Origin of the sequence: Dulcicalothrix desertica PCC 7102, assembly GCF_003991905.1 — a bacterium.
Taxonomy (GTDB): domain Bacteria; phylum Cyanobacteriota; class Cyanobacteriia; order Cyanobacteriales; family Nostocaceae; genus Dulcicalothrix; species Dulcicalothrix desertica.
Genome location: NZ_RSCL01000003.1, coordinates 478,110 through 494,111 on the forward strand (window position 1 = coordinate 478,110; position 16,002 = coordinate 494,111).

Sequence of the window (16,002 nt, forward strand, 5' to 3'; positions counted from 1 at the left end):
TATACAGCAAACTTAACTATTTAGCCAACATTGTTGGTAGTGTTGAACATAATCACGCATAGTTAATGGAGGACGGTTAAGTAATTGCTCTGTTTCTGGTGTAATTTGACTTGCTAATCCCAAACGTGTAGTTGTATATATTGCTGCCATTATCAGAATAAAATTAATTGGTAATTTTCTAGCACGCATTGTAAGAATAAAATTTATTAGCGAAGGATTTGTGTATTTAATTGGTTTATTTAAAACTTCGGTAAATATATCGGCTACTTGATAAAATGTTAAAGCTTCGCTACCTGTAAGGGTATATGCTTTATTAATATGTTCGTTTTCTAACAGTGTACGTATTGCGACTGCGGCAATATCACGTATATCAATAAAGCTTGTTTTACCATTCCCTGCTGGCATAAATAATTCACCACGGGTTTTGATATCTTCTAAATGTACGGTGTTGAGGTTCTGCATGAAAAAACCTGCACGTAAAAATGTGGCGCCTATTTCTAGTTGATTGATGTAGCGTTCGATTTTGGAGTGCGGTACAATTCGATTACGCTCGGCGCCGACTACAGAAAGAAATACTATTTGCTCGATACCTGCTTGTTTTGCTGCTTCTAGTGCTGGAGCAATTTCGCGAATATTCGCAAGTGCAGGTGGACGTACCAAGAAAAGTTTGTTTATTTGACGAAAAGCATTTATAAACGTGCTTGGGTTTGTAAAGTCAAATTCAACGTAACTAATTTTACTCGAATCACCTAATCTTTGTTTAGCTTGTTCAGGATTTCTGACTGCTGCATAAATATGACAGTCTTGGTCAGTTAATAAGCGAACTACTTCTTTACCGACATTTCCAGTGGCGCCTGTTACCAGTATATTTAACATTGAGACTCACTATGCTGCTATCTGGAGGTTGTAATGACTATTGTAAATGATGCTGCAATTGTTGCCGAACTGACTGAGTTATATATGAAATATGAAGATGCCCTGTGTAATAATAACTTAGAAGTGATGGATGAACTGTTTTGGCAGGCGCCTGAAGTAGTGCGATTTGGGTTAGCAGAGAATTTATATGGGAGTGATGAAATACGCGCATTTCGTGCATCGCGACCCACACACAACATTAAACGAGAAATTTATAATTTAAAAGTTGTGACCTTTGATAGTAATTCTGCAAGCGTGACGTTAGAATTTCGTCGCGTTATGGATGGAGTAGAACGTCAAGGAAGGCAAAGTCAAATGTGGTACAAGTTTGACTTTGGTTGGAAGGTAGTTTCGGCACATGTTTCACTTCTACCTATCTAATAAATATAGAGACGAGGAGTATTGGAACGGGCAAGGATGCCCATTCCACAATAGAGTTTTATGTGATTAATGGTATGTTGTTAGGTTAACAGGTTTAATTATGAAATTGTGATGTCTTGCGTATGGAGGTACGTTCGGCGAGATAGGTAAATACAATAATACCGCATACGTCAGCGATAAGGTCTACAATATCTGCGCTGCGATGCGGTGTAAATTTTTGGATGATTTCGTCTAGTATACAGAATAAGAATACTATAAACGGCGCCAGGGGTAAGGCAGTACCAAGTATATGAAGTTGTCGTTTGTTTAGGGCAAGATGACTCAAGTAAGCGGCAATTCCTAGTAAAACAAAGTGTAAAACGGTATCGTAGTAAGGAAACCTTGCTATTTCTGTTGGTATCACCCTCAAGTACGCTGATATGGAGATAGCCAATAAAATACCTAAGTAGAACCAAAAGGCAATAATCCAAAAACGATGTGACTTCATAAGTTTATTTCAAAGTGATTTATTTATTCTTCACTTTTAATAAAGATTTTTATGCGAATTTTGGCGCCAATATAGTAAAGATTAGATAAATTTATTTGAAAACTTTTTTACGCGCTTTATCACGTAACTGTTGTGCAAATAAATACCCAAAGCCAAGTTCCTCCATTATCAAGATAAATTCCTCATCAGTTCGTAATAAAGCTTTGGCTGTCTGGGAAATATTCCAATTATTTTCGTCAAGTTTGCCCAGATAGTAGACTCGATTTATTTGTTGTTGGGAAAGGCGATATGTATGTAAATATTCTACCTCTCCATTATCACGTAATATAACTTCACCAATATGATTTTCATTATTTACATCTAAAGGTGAATTGACATTTGTCATAAATCGTTGTAACTCAAAACGACCTGCTGTGTATACTGTTTTTGATTTTACTGAGCGTCCAATTAATCCAGTAGACATTACTTCTTGATGAAATGTTGCCCAGTTAGAACGCATTTTAGCAACAGCACTTCTCAAATCGGCTAAGTTATTAACTTTCTTATCGTCAATAGACAAGCTCATCTCATAAGTTTTATCATATAATGATGCGTATTGATATATTAACTCGCCATAAAAATCTTCAAGCAAGTTGTAGTGTAAACAAAGGTAGTCTTCAGGTATAGAGACAACAAACGCTGATGCTAATGCGTCAGCAACATATATTAGTACTCCGACTTGGTTTGGATGAATTTCAAAAACACGCAGTGCTTCTTCTAACCCAACTATTGCACGTCCTGAATAGGAATATTCGCTACGGCAACCCAACCCATAAGTAAGTGCATACCTCGAATATTCTTCCCATGCAATTTTAGGGGCATTAAAATATAACGATAGAAAACCTTCCATTGCCAAATGTAATGGTAGAAACCGTAATGAATTTTTGGTTTCACGTTTTGCCATACGTTGCATTACTTGCACATTACGTCCACTTTTACCACTTTTACCATCTTTTTTGATGATATTGGCGCCAATATTTGCCACAGCACTACCATCATCATTCCAAGACATGACCATTCCATGAGGTATGTAGGACATATACTGCATATCATCTTCGAGTGAGACAATGCTATATTTAGCATCGTAGTTACGACGTTGTAATCGTAAATCTCCACGAATTTTACGACGAATAAGGGGCACAATACGAATACTGCCACAAATTTGAGAAGGGGCAACTTCAAGTCCTTTTAATAACATAATTATTTATTGATATATAAATTCTTGTGTTCTTAGTGCTAAATACGCTTCTAGGTCAGATAATGTAGTAGAACCTTGAGCAAATTTAGCAAAGCCTAACATTGTAGGCATATCTTCAGCATCGCGTAACCCAACTGTAGGAATATAAGGACTAAGGGTACGCAATGAGTAATCTTCGGTACTGAATACTGGGTTACAGTGAATTATCGAGGTTTTATGACAACGGTCGAGTTTTTGATATACACGCAATACTTCAGCGGCGCCGTTGGGTGGGTCATTATCGCAACCGTCAGATACTATAATAATAGTCTCGGCGCCAGAACCAAGTGCTGCGAGTAATGGTGTTGCTAAGTCGGTTTGTCCATATGGATAAACGAATAATGGGTGTTTTGGTGTAACCGTCCAAAACGCACGATAGGTTTGTGATGCAGCTTTGAGTAAATAATGTGCAGCAAGTACCACACCTAAAGGACGGCGCCTTTTTTCAGATGAACCAGAGCTAGAATAACTACAGTCCAAAACAGCAGCAACTCGTCCTAACTGCATTGGTGCTTTTTTCAAAGCGTTACGAGCAGCAGTTTCCATCGCTTGGTTAAATTTATCAAAATCTTTGGTACGCGCTTCAAGTGGAAGTGACAGAATATATAAAGCTAACTTGGTCAACGGTAAACGCTCCCAATTTACATTTATATCAACTTCACTACGCGATGCGGCGCCTTGATAGCGAAGTTTTTCTGCTGCGGTCATTTTTGGTTGAATGCGCTTGAGAAAAACTTCGCGCTTAATGTTATGCTTGGCAGCAAACCCTTCGGCAATGGTAAAAGGTAACTCATATACTGCCTCAGTACTATAATGCGCTTTACGGAATTGTTCAAATAATTTTGTACTAAAAGCTTTTTGTTCGTGAAAATTAAACAAAAACTTAGGAAGCTCACTAGATAGCTTTAAATGAGCATGTGATATAGCAGCTTTAACTTTAGTACGATACTTGATAGCATCAAAATTTATATCTCGACGCATAGCTATATAATCGCGTGCAATGGCTCTAGCGCGACGATTATTTACTCGTAGTCGCTGTAACTCTTGTAATACACCCCAACCACGCTGAGGTGGTAGCTGATTTAGGGCAGATGTAATTAAGGCAGATTCTTCAGTACGATACTGAGGTAGCGTATCACGTCCTGTAGCTAAAAGCTTAATAATAATTTGCGCTTGATTAAAGTGGTTAATACCAGCAGCTAAAGTGCGAGCATAAAGTAAACGATAATTACCTAATATATAATCATGTAAAAAATTAATAGATACTTTTTGCCCGTAAGCATTATCATAAAATTCACGCTGACCACTACAAGAAAAGCAAGCGTTAATAAACATTACCAAATCTTCCTGCGCTACTTGCTGCGCGCGAGTTTGTAAATTTATCATATATGAAACCTGGTTTCTTTGTCGATAAACTGTAATGTAAACAATGATTGGGAGTAGAAACCAGGTTTCTAGGGAAAGCAGTTCGGGGAATGTCGGTACGACTTTGTATGACAGTTTAACAAACGGGTACGGAAGTCATGCCATAGTCCCGCAAACCACCTTCTTGCATATAGAGTACCCAAATAGTATTCCCCGAAGCTAATTTGAAGAAAAATGATGAGTTAGCTTGTAAATATTAGGGTTTCAGAGTTGGGGGAAGTTATGTGTCTTAGGGGAGTGCCCTAGGTTTTGTTGTTATGTGGCGCCTATCGTTTACTCTGATGGTTGGGATGCTTGTATTTGTTGGATTTGCTCTACTGTCAAACCAGTGGCTTTTGCTACCAAGTCAATAGAAACTCCCTCTTTAAGTAAGTTGACAACAATTTGCCGCGTTTTTTGTTCGGCGCCTTCTTCTAAAATAGACTGGTAAATAACTGACTCGCGCATAACATCTCTCCTGAGTACATTTTGAACGACTGCTTCATCTAATATTAACCCAGCCAGAATAGCTGCGGATGCTGTAACGTTGTCCTGTATTTTTTTATTGCTAATGCTGTTTATTTTGGCTGCAACCTCCTGTAATGTGCTGTTTTTATTACTAGTATTGCTTAAAAAAAATATTATTTAATTATTAAGCTGATTATTTTGATAAATAAAATCATTATTAGCAGCGGATACGAAGGATGTAACGGATAGGTTTTATTAAATAATAAATTTGATTTGAAACCAACAATTCATTCGTTACATCCGTTTACCATCCGTTGCCAACTTATCCTGCTTCTAAATTAGCTTGTTCAACTAACCAAGGGTCAACAGGTTGTCCGTCTTTGCGCTGGAACTCAATTTCTACTACCATCACAGACTTAGAACCAGGAGGCGCCGGCTTTTGTTTAAAAGTAATATCATAATCATTTGGTTCATGTCCATGTTCTTTCAACCAGTCATGCACTTTTGTGGTTGCAAAGAATGATTGCCCTTGCTCGAACATGCGGGTAATCTGTAATTGTAACGAGAATGGATTTAAACGTCCCATGCTTTTCTACCTAGTGTAAGTTCCAGCTATTATTCTTATGTTATCTCTGAGACTAGATATAAATGGATTATTAATTATTGTTTAGACAATAAATGCAGAGACGTTATGTGTAACGTCTCTGCAAGGGAAGCACTAAAGTGCTTATTACGATGGTGTTTTGTGTGTGTTAGGTGAGAGTGGGTGATTCTTCGGGGATGATTTCTAGGACTAGTTTTTGGTTTTGACGTAAGATGGTGACATATTGTCGGGCGCCTACTCGTTCGTGAGTTAGAAATTTATGTAGTTCGTCAACGCTTGCTATGGGTTGGCTGTTAAATCCTACTATTACGTCTCCTTCTCTTAGTCCTGCTTTTTGTGCTGGGCTTTTGGTTTCGGTTGATATGATTAATATGCCTCGTTCTTTGTTAAGTTCATGGTATAAAACGAGGCGCCTTGGTAATTCTACGTTTTGTCCTCCTATACCTATGTAACCACGTCGAACTTTTCCGTCTTTGAGTAGTGATGGAATGATTAGTTTTGCTGTGTTTATTGGTACGGCAAAGCATAGTCCTTGGGCAGATAATATTACTGCTGTGTTTATTCCTATTACTTCTCCGTGGGATGTCACAAGTGGACCACCTGAGTTGCCTGGGTTCAGTGCTGCGTCGGTTTGTATCATGTTATCTATTAACCGACCTGAACGACTTCTGAATGAACGTCCGGTTGCACTAATTACACCACTGGTAACTGTAGCTTGGAAACCGTAGGGATTACCAATTGCGATTGCGAGTTGACCAACTTGGAGTGTTTCGGAGTCACCTAAACGTGCCGAAATTAAGTTGGGTGCATTAATTCTTATAACTGCTAGGTCTGTGTCTGGGTCATCTCCTATTAATTGGGCGCCTATTCTACGACCATCTGATAGTGTAACCTCAATTTTGGTGGCGCCGTTAACAACGTGAGAGTTGGTAAGAATATATCCATCAGGTGTGAAGATAAACCCAGAACCGTTACCTTGTACTTCCTGAGTTTGTAGAGAATTTCGGTTACGTCCTGTTACTTGCCGTTGCACATCAATGTTGACAACTGTGGGACTTACCTTTTGTACAACGCTAATTACAGCCTGCGAATATGCATCAAGTAGCTGCTCCGAGGCTTTTGACATACTTTGCCCAACTCCACTGTCGCGCGCGAAATAATCATTTGACACTTGTTGCAGATTTCCTCTCATGTCTGCCTCTCCTATCGTGGCACAGTGATTGATTGAGTTTTTGTTCACTTGACACTTTTTCAATTATCGATAATGTATCAAGAATATCAAAGACGGAGTGAACATAGATACTATCGCATGTGTTCAATTAATTGAGGGGGGTTATTACGTCAATATATATACAACGAACCGAACCTAAGTTAGATGCGTTTTAACTTTAAAATTATTTCTAATGGTACAAGACTTTATATGTTTAATAATGGAGTATTAATTTATTATGGATATTACTAAAAAACTAGAAATTCTTAATCGTATCCGCAAATTCAGCCGTCTGATGGATACTGCTTTTGGCATTCCCGGTACTAAGTTTCGCTTTGGTTTAGACCCTATTATTGGTTTAGTTCCTGGACTGGGTGATTTGATAAGTACTATTATTTCTGCTTATATTATATATTTAGCTATGCAGTTTAATCTTCCTCAAGATATGCTGGGTAAGATGATTTTTAATGTTGGTTTAGAATCTGTCATTGGTAGTGTTCCTTTTTTCGGTGATTTATTTGACGCTTTTTATAAATCTAATATCCGGAATTTAGAAATTTTAGAGCAGCATTTAAATCAAGTTGACCCACAGTTAGAAAAAGTTGAGTTTAAGGGATTTCAAAGAGTAGTGTAACTATAATTTAACAAATTACTCTCTCTCTCTTGTGGAGCGGGCATCCCTGCCCGCCCCTAATATACAACTAGATGAAGAACGGGCAAGGATGCCCATTCCACAAGATAAAGAGTTAATATTTCCAAAGGTTTATGCCACCTAGTAAACCATTAAGGTTGGAGATGATTTTGATGTTCTCCGCTAGTTTAATTTTGACTAGTTTAGCTTCTCCACCACCTATATATAGATAATCATAGTTAAATAAATGTTGTAGTGAGGCTATTGCTTTTTCTAGTCTTTCATTCCATTTTGATTCCCCGACTTTTTCTAGCGCTGCTCTTCCAAGTTGCTCTTCATAGGTTTCTCGTTTTCGGAAGCGATGGTGTCCCATTTCTAAGTTGGGTACTAATTTACCATCTAAAAATAATGCCGACCCAAATCCGGTTCCTAGGGTAATTACTAATTCTACTCCTTTACCCGCAATGGCGCCTAATCCCTGCATATCAGCGTCGTTTATAACTCGTGCAGGTTTTTGAAATTGCTTTGATAATGCGGTTCCTAAATCATATCCTACCCAGTCAGGATGTAAGTTAACGGCTGTTTCTGTTACTCCAGCACGCACTACACCTGGAAACCCCGCAGAAGTTCTATCGAACTCTCCAACTGAAGTTACTAGCTGGGCTATTGTATTCATTACTGCTTCGGGTGTTGGAGGTTGCGGAGTGTCTAAACGTACACGTTCGGTTAAAGGGTTGCCAGTTTCATCTAATACCATTACTTTGATACCACTTCCACCAATATCTATTGATAAAGTGCGAGTAGATGCATTTGTGTCAGTCATTTAAATTTGTTCTCCTTCTGTACTATGTTATTAAATTTGGCAAACCCAAGTAAAATTTGAGTTAAGGATTACATATATATACCCCTATGCATAGTTTTATCCCTCCTGAGCGTTTTTTTGCGTATTTAACCTGGACAGATATTGATTCGATGCCCGATAAAGAAAATGTGGTAATCATTCAACCTGTGGGAGCTATTGAACAACATGGTCCACATCTACCATTAATAGTGGATGCTGCAATTGGTATGGGGGTATTAGGAAAAGCGCTGGAAAAACTTGACTCTAGCGTTCCTGCTTATGCAATGCCATCCCTCTACTATGGTAAATCGAATGAGCATTGGCATTTCCCTGGAACTATTACTTTAAGTACAGAAACGCTCTCTGCTACACTAATGGAAGTCGGAGATAGCTTATACCGCGCAGGATTTAGAAAATTAGTACTCATGAATTCGCATGGTGGACAACCACAAGTGATGCAAATGGTAGCGCGAGATTTACACGTAAAATATAGTGATTTTATAGTATTCCCATTATTTACATGGCGTGTGCCACATATTTCTAAAGAACTAGTAACACCCAAAGAAGCGCAGCTAGGAATGCACGCAGGAGATTTAGAGACGAGTATAATTTTAGCACTTTTACCCGAACAAGTAAAAATGGAGCGTGCAGTTACCGAATATCCACCCGAACAACCAGAAGGCAGCTTACTTTCACCAGAAGGTAAACTACCTTTCGCATGGACAACACGCGACTTAAGTAAAAGTGGTGTAATAGGAGATGCAACGACAGCAACTAAAGAAAAAGGTATAAAAATTCTCGAATCTGTATCTGATGGTTGGGTGACAGCACTCAAAGATATTTATAGCTTTCGTCAACCTGGCAACGGATGACTCTAGGATGTAGCGGATAGGTGATTTTAAATAACTCATCCGTTACATCCGTTTTATCCGTTGCCAAATATACGCTTTAAAAATGTAATAACTTCAAACCAAGCGAGTGTTGACTGCTCCGAATCATACCTGTATCCATCATCACGCATAAACGTATGTTCAGCGTCATACAACAAAACTTTATGCTGTATACCAGCATTAAAAAGCGATTTTATAATTGTTTGACGGTCATTTTCAGGAATATGTGGGTCTTGTGCCCCAAAAACTACCAACATTTCACCTCTAATTTCATTACACCGCTCAATACTATCTGCTACAGTCGCACCCAACTTTCCACTCGGAATGCCCGTAGGATAACAACATACAGTCGCTTTAACTTCACTTTGAAAAGCCGCTCTAAAAGCAAGGTGTCCTCCTATACAAAAACCAAAGGCGCCTATTTTCTCAAAATTTACAGAAGCATCGCTTTTAATAAATTCCAAAACAGCCTTACAGTCAGCATCATATTCAGAAATAGCAGTGCGACGCGCATCATCATTTCCTCGCATTCTGCCAATATCATCGGGTTCAATAACTTGACCAACAGGTTCAACACGATGGAAAATTTCCGGCGCCGCTACAACATACCCAAACCCTGCTAAATAATTGACAGCCCGTAACATGGCGCCGCCCAATTGATAAATATCACTATAAAAAATAATACCAGGGTATCGACCTGGTGGTTTCGGAGTAGCGACATAAACACGCATCAAACTATCGTCAACTCGTAACTCAACATTGCGCTTAGTTATTTGCATTATTTTTCTCCACGTAGGTTGGGTGCTAACCCAACCCAATATTCAACTAAATTTTATCCCGCATTACCATTACCGTTTGTTCGGATTTGGCTTTCGAGATATAACCATATACGGTCAATATTTTGTTGATTAACGGATATTGCCTGTTGATTAGCCTTTAAAGCTTGCTGATGCAACCGCGCGATATCCAAAAGCTCTGCGACACTACGCTCAACTCTCGCTATAGTCTGAGAATTTGCGCGCGTTTCTCTGCGGTTAGCATTCTGGATAGTGCGTATTAAATCAATTTCGTCTCCTAATTGCTCTAACCGCTCATCCATTTGTTCCAATCTGACGTTTATATCTTCTGGTTGCGCGTTAGTCATGATTTTATCCTCATATAACGTGAAAAGTTGTTAGTTTACGCTACATTCCTTGGCTGGACACCTTAATGCTGGCGTTTACTACAATTTATATTAAAAGAATATGATTCATTTGTAAAGCATTATTTAATTAAAATTGATTACAATATGATACTTACTTTCAAGATTTGACGGCGCCTCAGAAACCAGGTTTCTAGATATTTTTTTGTATTTTTGATATTTTGAAGTCATTGGCTTTTTTTATATTAGCAGCAAAGTAGTAATTTTGAATTATATATAGTTATGTATATTGAAGACATTTTAGAAAAGGCAACTGACCCTTGTACTCATCCAGATGAGCTTTATCAAATTTATGATGAGCATAAGGTTCGCGGTTATAAGCGTCAGATATTAGAAGCAATTGGTAGTAATCCGAATACTTCTACTGAATTACTCGAATATTTATTTGCCAAAGAGCCGAATATGGCTGATATTGTGTTTGATAACCCTGTTATGCCTTTGCTCATACTTGAAGACCCTTTGCTTGTAACTAATTGGTTTATCAAATTTCATAGTTCAATTTTTAGGTATAATAAATTACTGTCACTAGAGTTACAAAACATTGCCGTTAGAACAGAGCGTATAGAAATTTTTTTACATCTTGTTGAATCGAAAACTACGGTGCCGTCTATTATCGAAGATATTGCGAAACGTATAAATATAGAAAAATATATCATTGGAAATTACGAAATTGCGAATTTGATTTTTAAACATCCGAATACACCGGAAAGTATCAAAAATTTACAGTTAAAAAAACCGCCCTTGGCTACTGTGTTGTAGTTAAGGGCGCATGAAGTGATGGGAAACTTTATAGAAACCGGGCTTCTTGCAGAGGATTTTGCGTTCTAATTGTAATTTTTATAGAAGCCCGGTTTCTTAGGTTAGGCGCCTGCTCCTAGGTAGAAGCCCATTTTTTCGACATAAGCGCTAACTTTATTCGCTCCTAGTTGAACAGGACAAGCGAAAGGTGAGGCAACAGCGACTACAGCGTGCGTACTGGCGCCAGCTATTAACTCCTCAGCATGACTTGAGTCGATAGCACGACGGATAATATTGCTGTTGCAAATCGTTTGTTTGTCATACTGGTGTGTACAGTTGTAAATCAGTTCAAATTTAGTCATGATAGATAGACAACCTTTTCAAACGTGGAAAGGGTAGCCTCGCGGCTGTATTGCTTGGCTGGACACCTTAATACAGTCGTCTGGCTACATCTTTTATAATAATCGGAAACGAGTCATTAATGAATTTTTAGTGAAATTTATTTGACTCAATATTGATGTAAAAAATATTACTGATTTGACTTTTCGCTTATGAGGTTGAATAGTAACAAAAGTACCTTAAAATTTACATCGATGAATCAGCGACGGGAAGACCGTTTAGAACGGCTACAAATTCCTGCTTTGGGGGAATATTACGATGATTTACTAGATATTGACGCTGAACTCAGTAACCGCACCAAGGTTCAGCAAGCGCAAAGTCTAATATCTGAGAGACTTCAGGAGCGGTTACTTGGCATTAAAGACAGGGTTCAATACCTCGCTGACAAGAGGGGTGTTACGTTTAATCAAATGTGGGGCGAAATTCTTGCAAAGCGAGGTAAAGTAACCGCTTTCACCGAAGGCGCCATTCAGTATAAACCTGGAGAAGAAGGATAAATAGCCTTTTTTAAGCACATCCAAACCATTATTACATAATGTTACGAAAAATTAAATTTTCAATAAAATTGTAACATTCCCCTTAATATTGATTTGGATTTCATCCCCCCAACGGGCTAGGGGGGATTATCTTTTGCTCGACAAATTAATCTATAATTGTAACGCCCCCAACATTTACGCACTACCCCAAGCGAGCATGAAAGATATGTCAAACATGCATGACAATTTAATCAATAATATTAATATTGAAAGCTCTGATGTATTATTAACGCCTGATGAGTTAAAAGCCAAAGTACCTTTAACAGAATCAGCAGAACAAAATATTTTAAAATTTAGACAAGAAATCAAAAATATCTTAGACTTTCAAGATAGAAGAAAATTTGTAGTAGTCGGGCCCTGTTCAATTCACGATACAAAAGCTGCTCTTGAATATTCAGAAAAATTAAAGGCTTTGGCAGAAAAAGTACAAGATAAGCTTTTATTAATTATGCGAGTTTACTTTGAAAAGCCTCGCACGACAGTTGGATGGAAAGGTTTAATTAATGACCCTGATATGGATGATTCTTTCCATTTGGAAAAAGGGTTATTAATAGCGCGTAGTTTACTAATTCACATTGCCGAATTAGGATTGCCGTCGGGTACAGAAGCTCTTGACCCGATTGTACCTCAATATATCAGCGAACTTGTGGCATGGTCTGCAATTGGCGCCCGCACTACCGAGTCACAAACGCACCGAGAGTTAGCGAGTGGACTTTCGATGCCAGTTGGTTTTAAAAATGGTACAGATGGGAATATCATTGTAGCTTTAAATGCAATGCAAGCTGCTAAAAGTCCGCATAATTTCTTAGGAATAAATCAGCAAGGACAAGTCAGCGTATTTAAAACAAAAGGAAATACCCACGGACATATTATTCTGCGAGGTGGCAACGGTCAACCTAACTACGATGCAGCAAATATTGCGCGTGTCGAAGCAAAGCTAAAAGAAGCTAAAGTCTCACCCTCTATTGTCATAGACTGTAGTCACGGGAATTCAAACAAAGATTATAAATTACAAGGTGTTGTCTTTGAAAATGTAGTTCAACAAATTATAGATGGGAATAACTCAATAGTGGGTATGATGCTAGAGTCACATTTATCTGAGGGTAATCAACCAATACCTAGTAATTTAAAAGACTTGAAATACGGTGTTTCTGTGACAGACCAGTGTATAAATTGGCAGGAAACAGAAGAGATTATTTTAGGCGCCTACGAAAAGCTGTAGTACCGATTCCAATTTGTCACATGTTTGATTCAATAGTAAAGGTGTTTAATTTACCTTTACAATGAATCAACGCCGAGAAGAGCGCTTACAAATCCCAGCTTTGGGAGAATTTTTTGATGACCTGTTAGATATTGATGCGGAACTAAGCAACCGTACCAGAGTCCAGCAAGCACAAAGCTTACTATCCGAAAAACTCAATGAACGAATACCAGATATTGAACAAAGGATAAAATACCTTGCTGAAAAAAGAGGTATCACCCCTGACCAACTGCGAGGGGAAATGCTTGGTAAACGCGGCAAGACAACCGCCTTTACAGCAGGCGCCGAGGAATAGTATGTAGTACGTAGGTTGGGTGGAGGCTTTGCGGAACCCAACCTACAATTGAGCTAAATATTCGTACATTTTCCAACGCGCGTTAACTTCGGCTTGAGCTTCATCGAGTAAGCGTTTGGCTAGTTCGGGTTTAGATTTAGTCAACATTTTGAAGCGGTTTTCTTGATACATTGATTGTTCTACAGGTTGTTTAGGTTTTTGGATGTCTAACAATAGAGGTTTTTTACCTTGTTTGATTAGGTCAGGATTGTAGCGATATAATAACCAGCGTCCACTATCAACGAGGCTTTTTTGATGGGTCATTGCTGTTGTCATGTTGATACCGTGGGCAATGCAGTGACTATAAGCAATTATTAATGATGGGCCATCATATGCTTCTGCTTCAATAAAAGCTTTGAGTGTATGCTCATCACGGGCACCTATTGCAACGCTGGCGACATATATATTACCGTAGGTCATAGCAATTAAACCGAGGTCTTTTTTTGCCGCAGGTTTACCACTAGCAGCAAATTTAGCAACGGCGCCTTTTGGTGTTGATTTGGATGATTGTCCACCTGTATTAGAATATACTTCTGTATCCATTACTAGGACATTTACATTGCGACCGCTAGCAAGTACATGGTCAAGTCCACCAAAGTCTATATCATACGCCCATCCATCACCACCTACTATCCAAACGCTTTTACGAACGAGATAATCAGCAAGGGATTTGAGATGACTGGCATTTTCAAGCTTTTGCTTTAATACTTCTACTCGTTGACGTTGTTCGTATATATCAGCTTCGGTGTTTTGCGAAGCGTTTAATATTGATTTTACTAACTCTTTGTCTCCTGCTTCCCCCCATTTTTTTAATAGCTCTGCTGCATATTCTGCATGTTTATCTAAAGCAAGACGAAAACCAAAGCCAAATTCCGCGTTATCTTCAAATAAGTTATTCGACCAAGCTGGGCCTCTACCTTCGGCATTTTTTGTCCAAGGAGTTGTTGGTAGGTTTCCTCCATATATAGATGAGCATCCTGTGGCGTTGGCTATCATTGCTCTATCGCCAAATAGTTGTGTTAGTAGTTTTAAGTAGGGAGTTTCACCACATCCTCCACAGGCGCCAGAAAATTCAAATAATGGTTCTTGGAATTGTTGCTGACGAATTTGGTTTAACTTGAGTTTAGTACGGTCGGGTAGAGATAAGTTTAAAAAGAAATCCCAATTTTGAGATTCTTGTGTACGCAAAGGTAACTGTGGTTCCATGTTTATGGCTTTGCGTTCGGGTTGCTCTTTGTTCCTAGCTGGACATACTTCTACACAAATACCACATCCTGTACAATCTGATGGCGCCACTTGAATGGTAAATTTATCACCAGCAAAGTCTTTATCTTTGGCATTGGTTGACTTGAAACTTGCAGGCGCCTTAACTAACTCACTCTCGTTATAAGCTTTACTACGTATTGCTGCATGAGGACAAACTATAACGCATTTACTGCATTGGATGCACAAGTTGGTGTCCCATACTGGTATATTTTCTGCTACATCACGTTTTTCCCATTTCGCTGTACCTGTGGGAAAAGTTCCATCTGCGGGTAATGCACTTACAGGTAAATTATCGCCTTCCCAAATCATCATTTTACCAAGTACATCGCGGACAAACTCAGGCGCACTCACTAAAGTTTGAATTTGTGGTTTTTGATTTTTGATTAAATTGGGAATATCTACTTTTTGAAGATTATTTAGGGTGTTATCAACTGCATCTAAATTTTTACGAACAACATCGGCGCCTTTTTTACCGTATGTTTTTTCTATAGCTTGTTTAATTTTGGCGATAGCTTCGTCTTGAGGTAACACACCCGCTAAAGCAAAGAAGCAAACCTGCATAATAGTGTTGATACGTCCACCCATACCGCTATTACGGGCAACTTTATTCGCATCAATAATATACAGTTTGAGTTGCTTATCAATAATTTGCTGTTGAACTGAGAAAGGGATGTGTTCCCATACAGAATTACTATCGTAAGGACTGTTAACTAAAAAAGTGGCGCCTTCTTTAGCGTCTTTAAGAATATTAACCCGCTCCAAAAATACCCATTGATGACACCCAATAAAATTAGCTTTATCTATAAGATACGTTGAACGAATAGGTGTACTACCAAACCGTAAGTGCGATACTGTCATTGAACCAGATTTTTTAGAGTCATAGACAAAGTAACCCTGAGCATAATTATCTGTTTCTTCGCCAATAATTTTAATAGAGTTTTTATTGGCGCCGACAGTACCATCCGAACCGAGACCGTAGAACATTGCGCGGACTACTTTATCTGACTCGATAGAAAAGTTTGTATTTAATGGTAGTGAAGTATAACTAACATCATCATTAATACCGACAGTAAAGTGATTTTTGGGCTTTTCGCTCGCTAAGTTATCAAAAACAGCTTTTACCATTGCGGGTGTGAACTCTTTTGAAGACTTTACAATAC

The 16,002-nt window shown here is 38.5% G+C and carries 18 protein-coding genes and 1 pseudogene; 7 read left to right on the plus strand and 12 right to left on the minus strand.

From position 1 onward, the window contains the following. Nucleotides 1-12: 12 nt before the first annotated feature. On the minus strand, nucleotides 13-876 hold the full coding sequence (locus tag DSM106972_RS08870; RefSeq protein WP_127080347.1) for an SDR family oxidoreductase: 864 nt from the start codon (nucleotides 874-876) through the stop codon (nucleotides 13-15). Between the two features lie 33 nt (nucleotides 877-909). On the opposite strand from DSM106972_RS08870, the gene hpxZ reads away from it, so the two are divergent. Continuing rightward, nucleotides 910-1,296, plus strand: a complete 387-nt coding sequence (gene hpxZ, locus DSM106972_RS08875) for an oxalurate catabolism protein HpxZ (RefSeq protein WP_127080348.1) — start codon at nucleotides 910-912, stop codon at nucleotides 1,294-1,296. Nucleotides 1,297-1,390: 94 nt separating this feature from the next. Here the strand turns inward: hpxZ and DSM106972_RS08880 are convergent, their stop codons facing one another. The 6 genes from DSM106972_RS08880 to DSM106972_RS08900 all read right to left on the minus strand — a co-directional run bounded on the left by DSM106972_RS08880 (nucleotide 1,391) and on the right by DSM106972_RS08900 (nucleotide 6,727). Then, a complete protein-coding gene (locus DSM106972_RS08880; protein WP_127080349.1) occupies nucleotides 1,391-1,783 on the minus strand; it encodes a VanZ family protein in 393 nt (130 codons plus the stop codon). A gap of 91 nt (nucleotides 1,784-1,874) precedes the next feature. Further along, a complete protein-coding gene (locus DSM106972_RS08885; RefSeq protein ID WP_127080350.1) occupies nucleotides 1,875-3,020 on the minus strand; it encodes an ARPP-2 domain-containing protein in 1,146 nt (381 codons plus the stop codon). Between the two features lie 6 nt (nucleotides 3,021-3,026). After that, the gene (locus DSM106972_RS08890; protein ID WP_127080351.1) at nucleotides 3,027-4,445 is read right to left on the minus strand and encodes a hypothetical protein; all 1,419 of its coding nucleotides are present in this window, start codon (nucleotides 4,443-4,445) and stop codon (nucleotides 3,027-3,029) included. A gap of 312 nt (nucleotides 4,446-4,757) precedes the next feature. Beyond that, entirely contained in the window at nucleotides 4,758-4,931 is a 174-nt protein-coding gene (locus tag DSM106972_RS51295) for an Rpn/YhgA-type helix-turn-helix domain-containing protein (protein WP_158632790.1), read from the minus strand. Nucleotides 4,932-5,253: 322 nt separating this feature from the next. After that, nucleotides 5,254-5,517, minus strand: a complete 264-nt coding sequence (locus DSM106972_RS08895; RefSeq protein ID WP_073622120.1) for a hypothetical protein — start codon at nucleotides 5,515-5,517, stop codon at nucleotides 5,254-5,256. Nucleotides 5,518-5,683: 166 nt separating this feature from the next. After that, nucleotides 5,684-6,727: a S1C family serine protease gene (locus tag DSM106972_RS08900; RefSeq protein ID WP_127080352.1), complete on the minus strand. Its 1,044-nt coding sequence runs from the start codon at nucleotides 6,725-6,727 to the stop codon at nucleotides 5,684-5,686. Nucleotides 6,728-6,983: 256 nt separating this feature from the next. Between DSM106972_RS08900 and DSM106972_RS08905 the strand changes: the two genes are divergently transcribed. After that, nucleotides 6,984-7,379, plus strand: a complete 396-nt coding sequence (locus DSM106972_RS08905) for a DUF4112 domain-containing protein (protein ID WP_127080353.1) — start codon at nucleotides 6,984-6,986, stop codon at nucleotides 7,377-7,379. A 112-nt stretch (nucleotides 7,380-7,491) separates the two neighbouring features. Here DSM106972_RS08905 and DSM106972_RS08910 read toward each other — a convergent pair whose 3' ends face one another. Then, complete coding sequence (locus DSM106972_RS08910) at nucleotides 7,492-8,199, minus strand: ROK family protein (protein WP_127080354.1); 708 nt, start codon at nucleotides 8,197-8,199, stop codon at nucleotides 7,492-7,494. Between the two features lie 86 nt (nucleotides 8,200-8,285). Between DSM106972_RS08910 and DSM106972_RS08915 the strand changes: the two genes are divergently transcribed. Then, nucleotides 8,286-9,089, plus strand: coding sequence for a creatininase family protein (locus DSM106972_RS08915; protein ID WP_127080355.1), 804 nt, complete (start codon nucleotides 8,286-8,288; stop codon nucleotides 9,087-9,089). Between the two features lie 53 nt (nucleotides 9,090-9,142). Here DSM106972_RS08915 and DSM106972_RS08920 read toward each other — a convergent pair whose 3' ends face one another. Both DSM106972_RS08920 and DSM106972_RS08925 read right to left on the minus strand, forming a co-directional pair. Beyond that, nucleotides 9,143-9,886: a dienelactone hydrolase family protein gene (locus tag DSM106972_RS08920; protein WP_127080356.1), complete on the minus strand. Its 744-nt coding sequence runs from the start codon at nucleotides 9,884-9,886 to the stop codon at nucleotides 9,143-9,145. A gap of 53 nt (nucleotides 9,887-9,939) precedes the next feature. Then, a complete protein-coding gene (locus DSM106972_RS08925) occupies nucleotides 9,940-10,251 on the minus strand; it encodes a hypothetical protein (protein ID WP_127080357.1) in 312 nt (103 codons plus the stop codon). Nucleotides 10,252-10,530: 279 nt separating this feature from the next. On the opposite strand from DSM106972_RS08925, the gene DSM106972_RS08930 reads away from it, so the two are divergent. Beyond that, nucleotides 10,531-11,067 (plus strand): hypothetical protein, encoded by a 537-nt coding sequence (locus DSM106972_RS08930; RefSeq protein WP_127080358.1) that lies wholly within the window; start codon nucleotides 10,531-10,533, stop codon nucleotides 11,065-11,067. A gap of 101 nt (nucleotides 11,068-11,168) precedes the next feature. On the opposite strand, the gene DSM106972_RS08935 is transcribed toward DSM106972_RS08930, so the two are convergent. After that, nucleotides 11,169-11,408 carry a hypothetical protein gene (locus DSM106972_RS08935; protein WP_127080359.1) on the minus strand — a complete coding sequence of 80 codons (240 nt, stop codon included), beginning with the start codon at nucleotides 11,406-11,408 and terminating at the stop codon, nucleotides 11,169-11,171. A 231-nt stretch (nucleotides 11,409-11,639) separates the two neighbouring features. Here DSM106972_RS08935 and DSM106972_RS08940 point away from each other — a divergent pair, with 231 nt between their 5' ends. From DSM106972_RS08940 to DSM106972_RS08950, 3 genes are all read left to right on the plus strand, one after another. Next, a complete protein-coding gene (locus DSM106972_RS08940; RefSeq protein WP_019497357.1) occupies nucleotides 11,640-11,942 on the plus strand; it encodes a hypothetical protein in 303 nt (100 codons plus the stop codon). Nucleotides 11,943-12,156: 214 nt separating this feature from the next. Continuing rightward, the gene (locus DSM106972_RS08945) at nucleotides 12,157-13,203 is read left to right on the plus strand and encodes a 3-deoxy-7-phosphoheptulonate synthase (protein ID WP_127080421.1); all 1,047 of its coding nucleotides are present in this window, start codon (nucleotides 12,157-12,159) and stop codon (nucleotides 13,201-13,203) included. A gap of 61 nt (nucleotides 13,204-13,264) precedes the next feature. After that, nucleotides 13,265-13,537 (plus strand): hypothetical protein, encoded by a 273-nt coding sequence (locus tag DSM106972_RS08950; RefSeq protein WP_127080360.1) that lies wholly within the window; start codon nucleotides 13,265-13,267, stop codon nucleotides 13,535-13,537. Between the two features lie 42 nt (nucleotides 13,538-13,579). Here DSM106972_RS08950 and nifJ read toward each other — a convergent pair. Further along, nucleotides 13,580-15,991 (minus strand): annotated as a pseudogene (nifJ, locus tag DSM106972_RS08955) (pyruvate:ferredoxin (flavodoxin) oxidoreductase); the annotation flags it as partial. Between the last annotated feature and the right edge of the window lie 11 nt (nucleotides 15,992-16,002).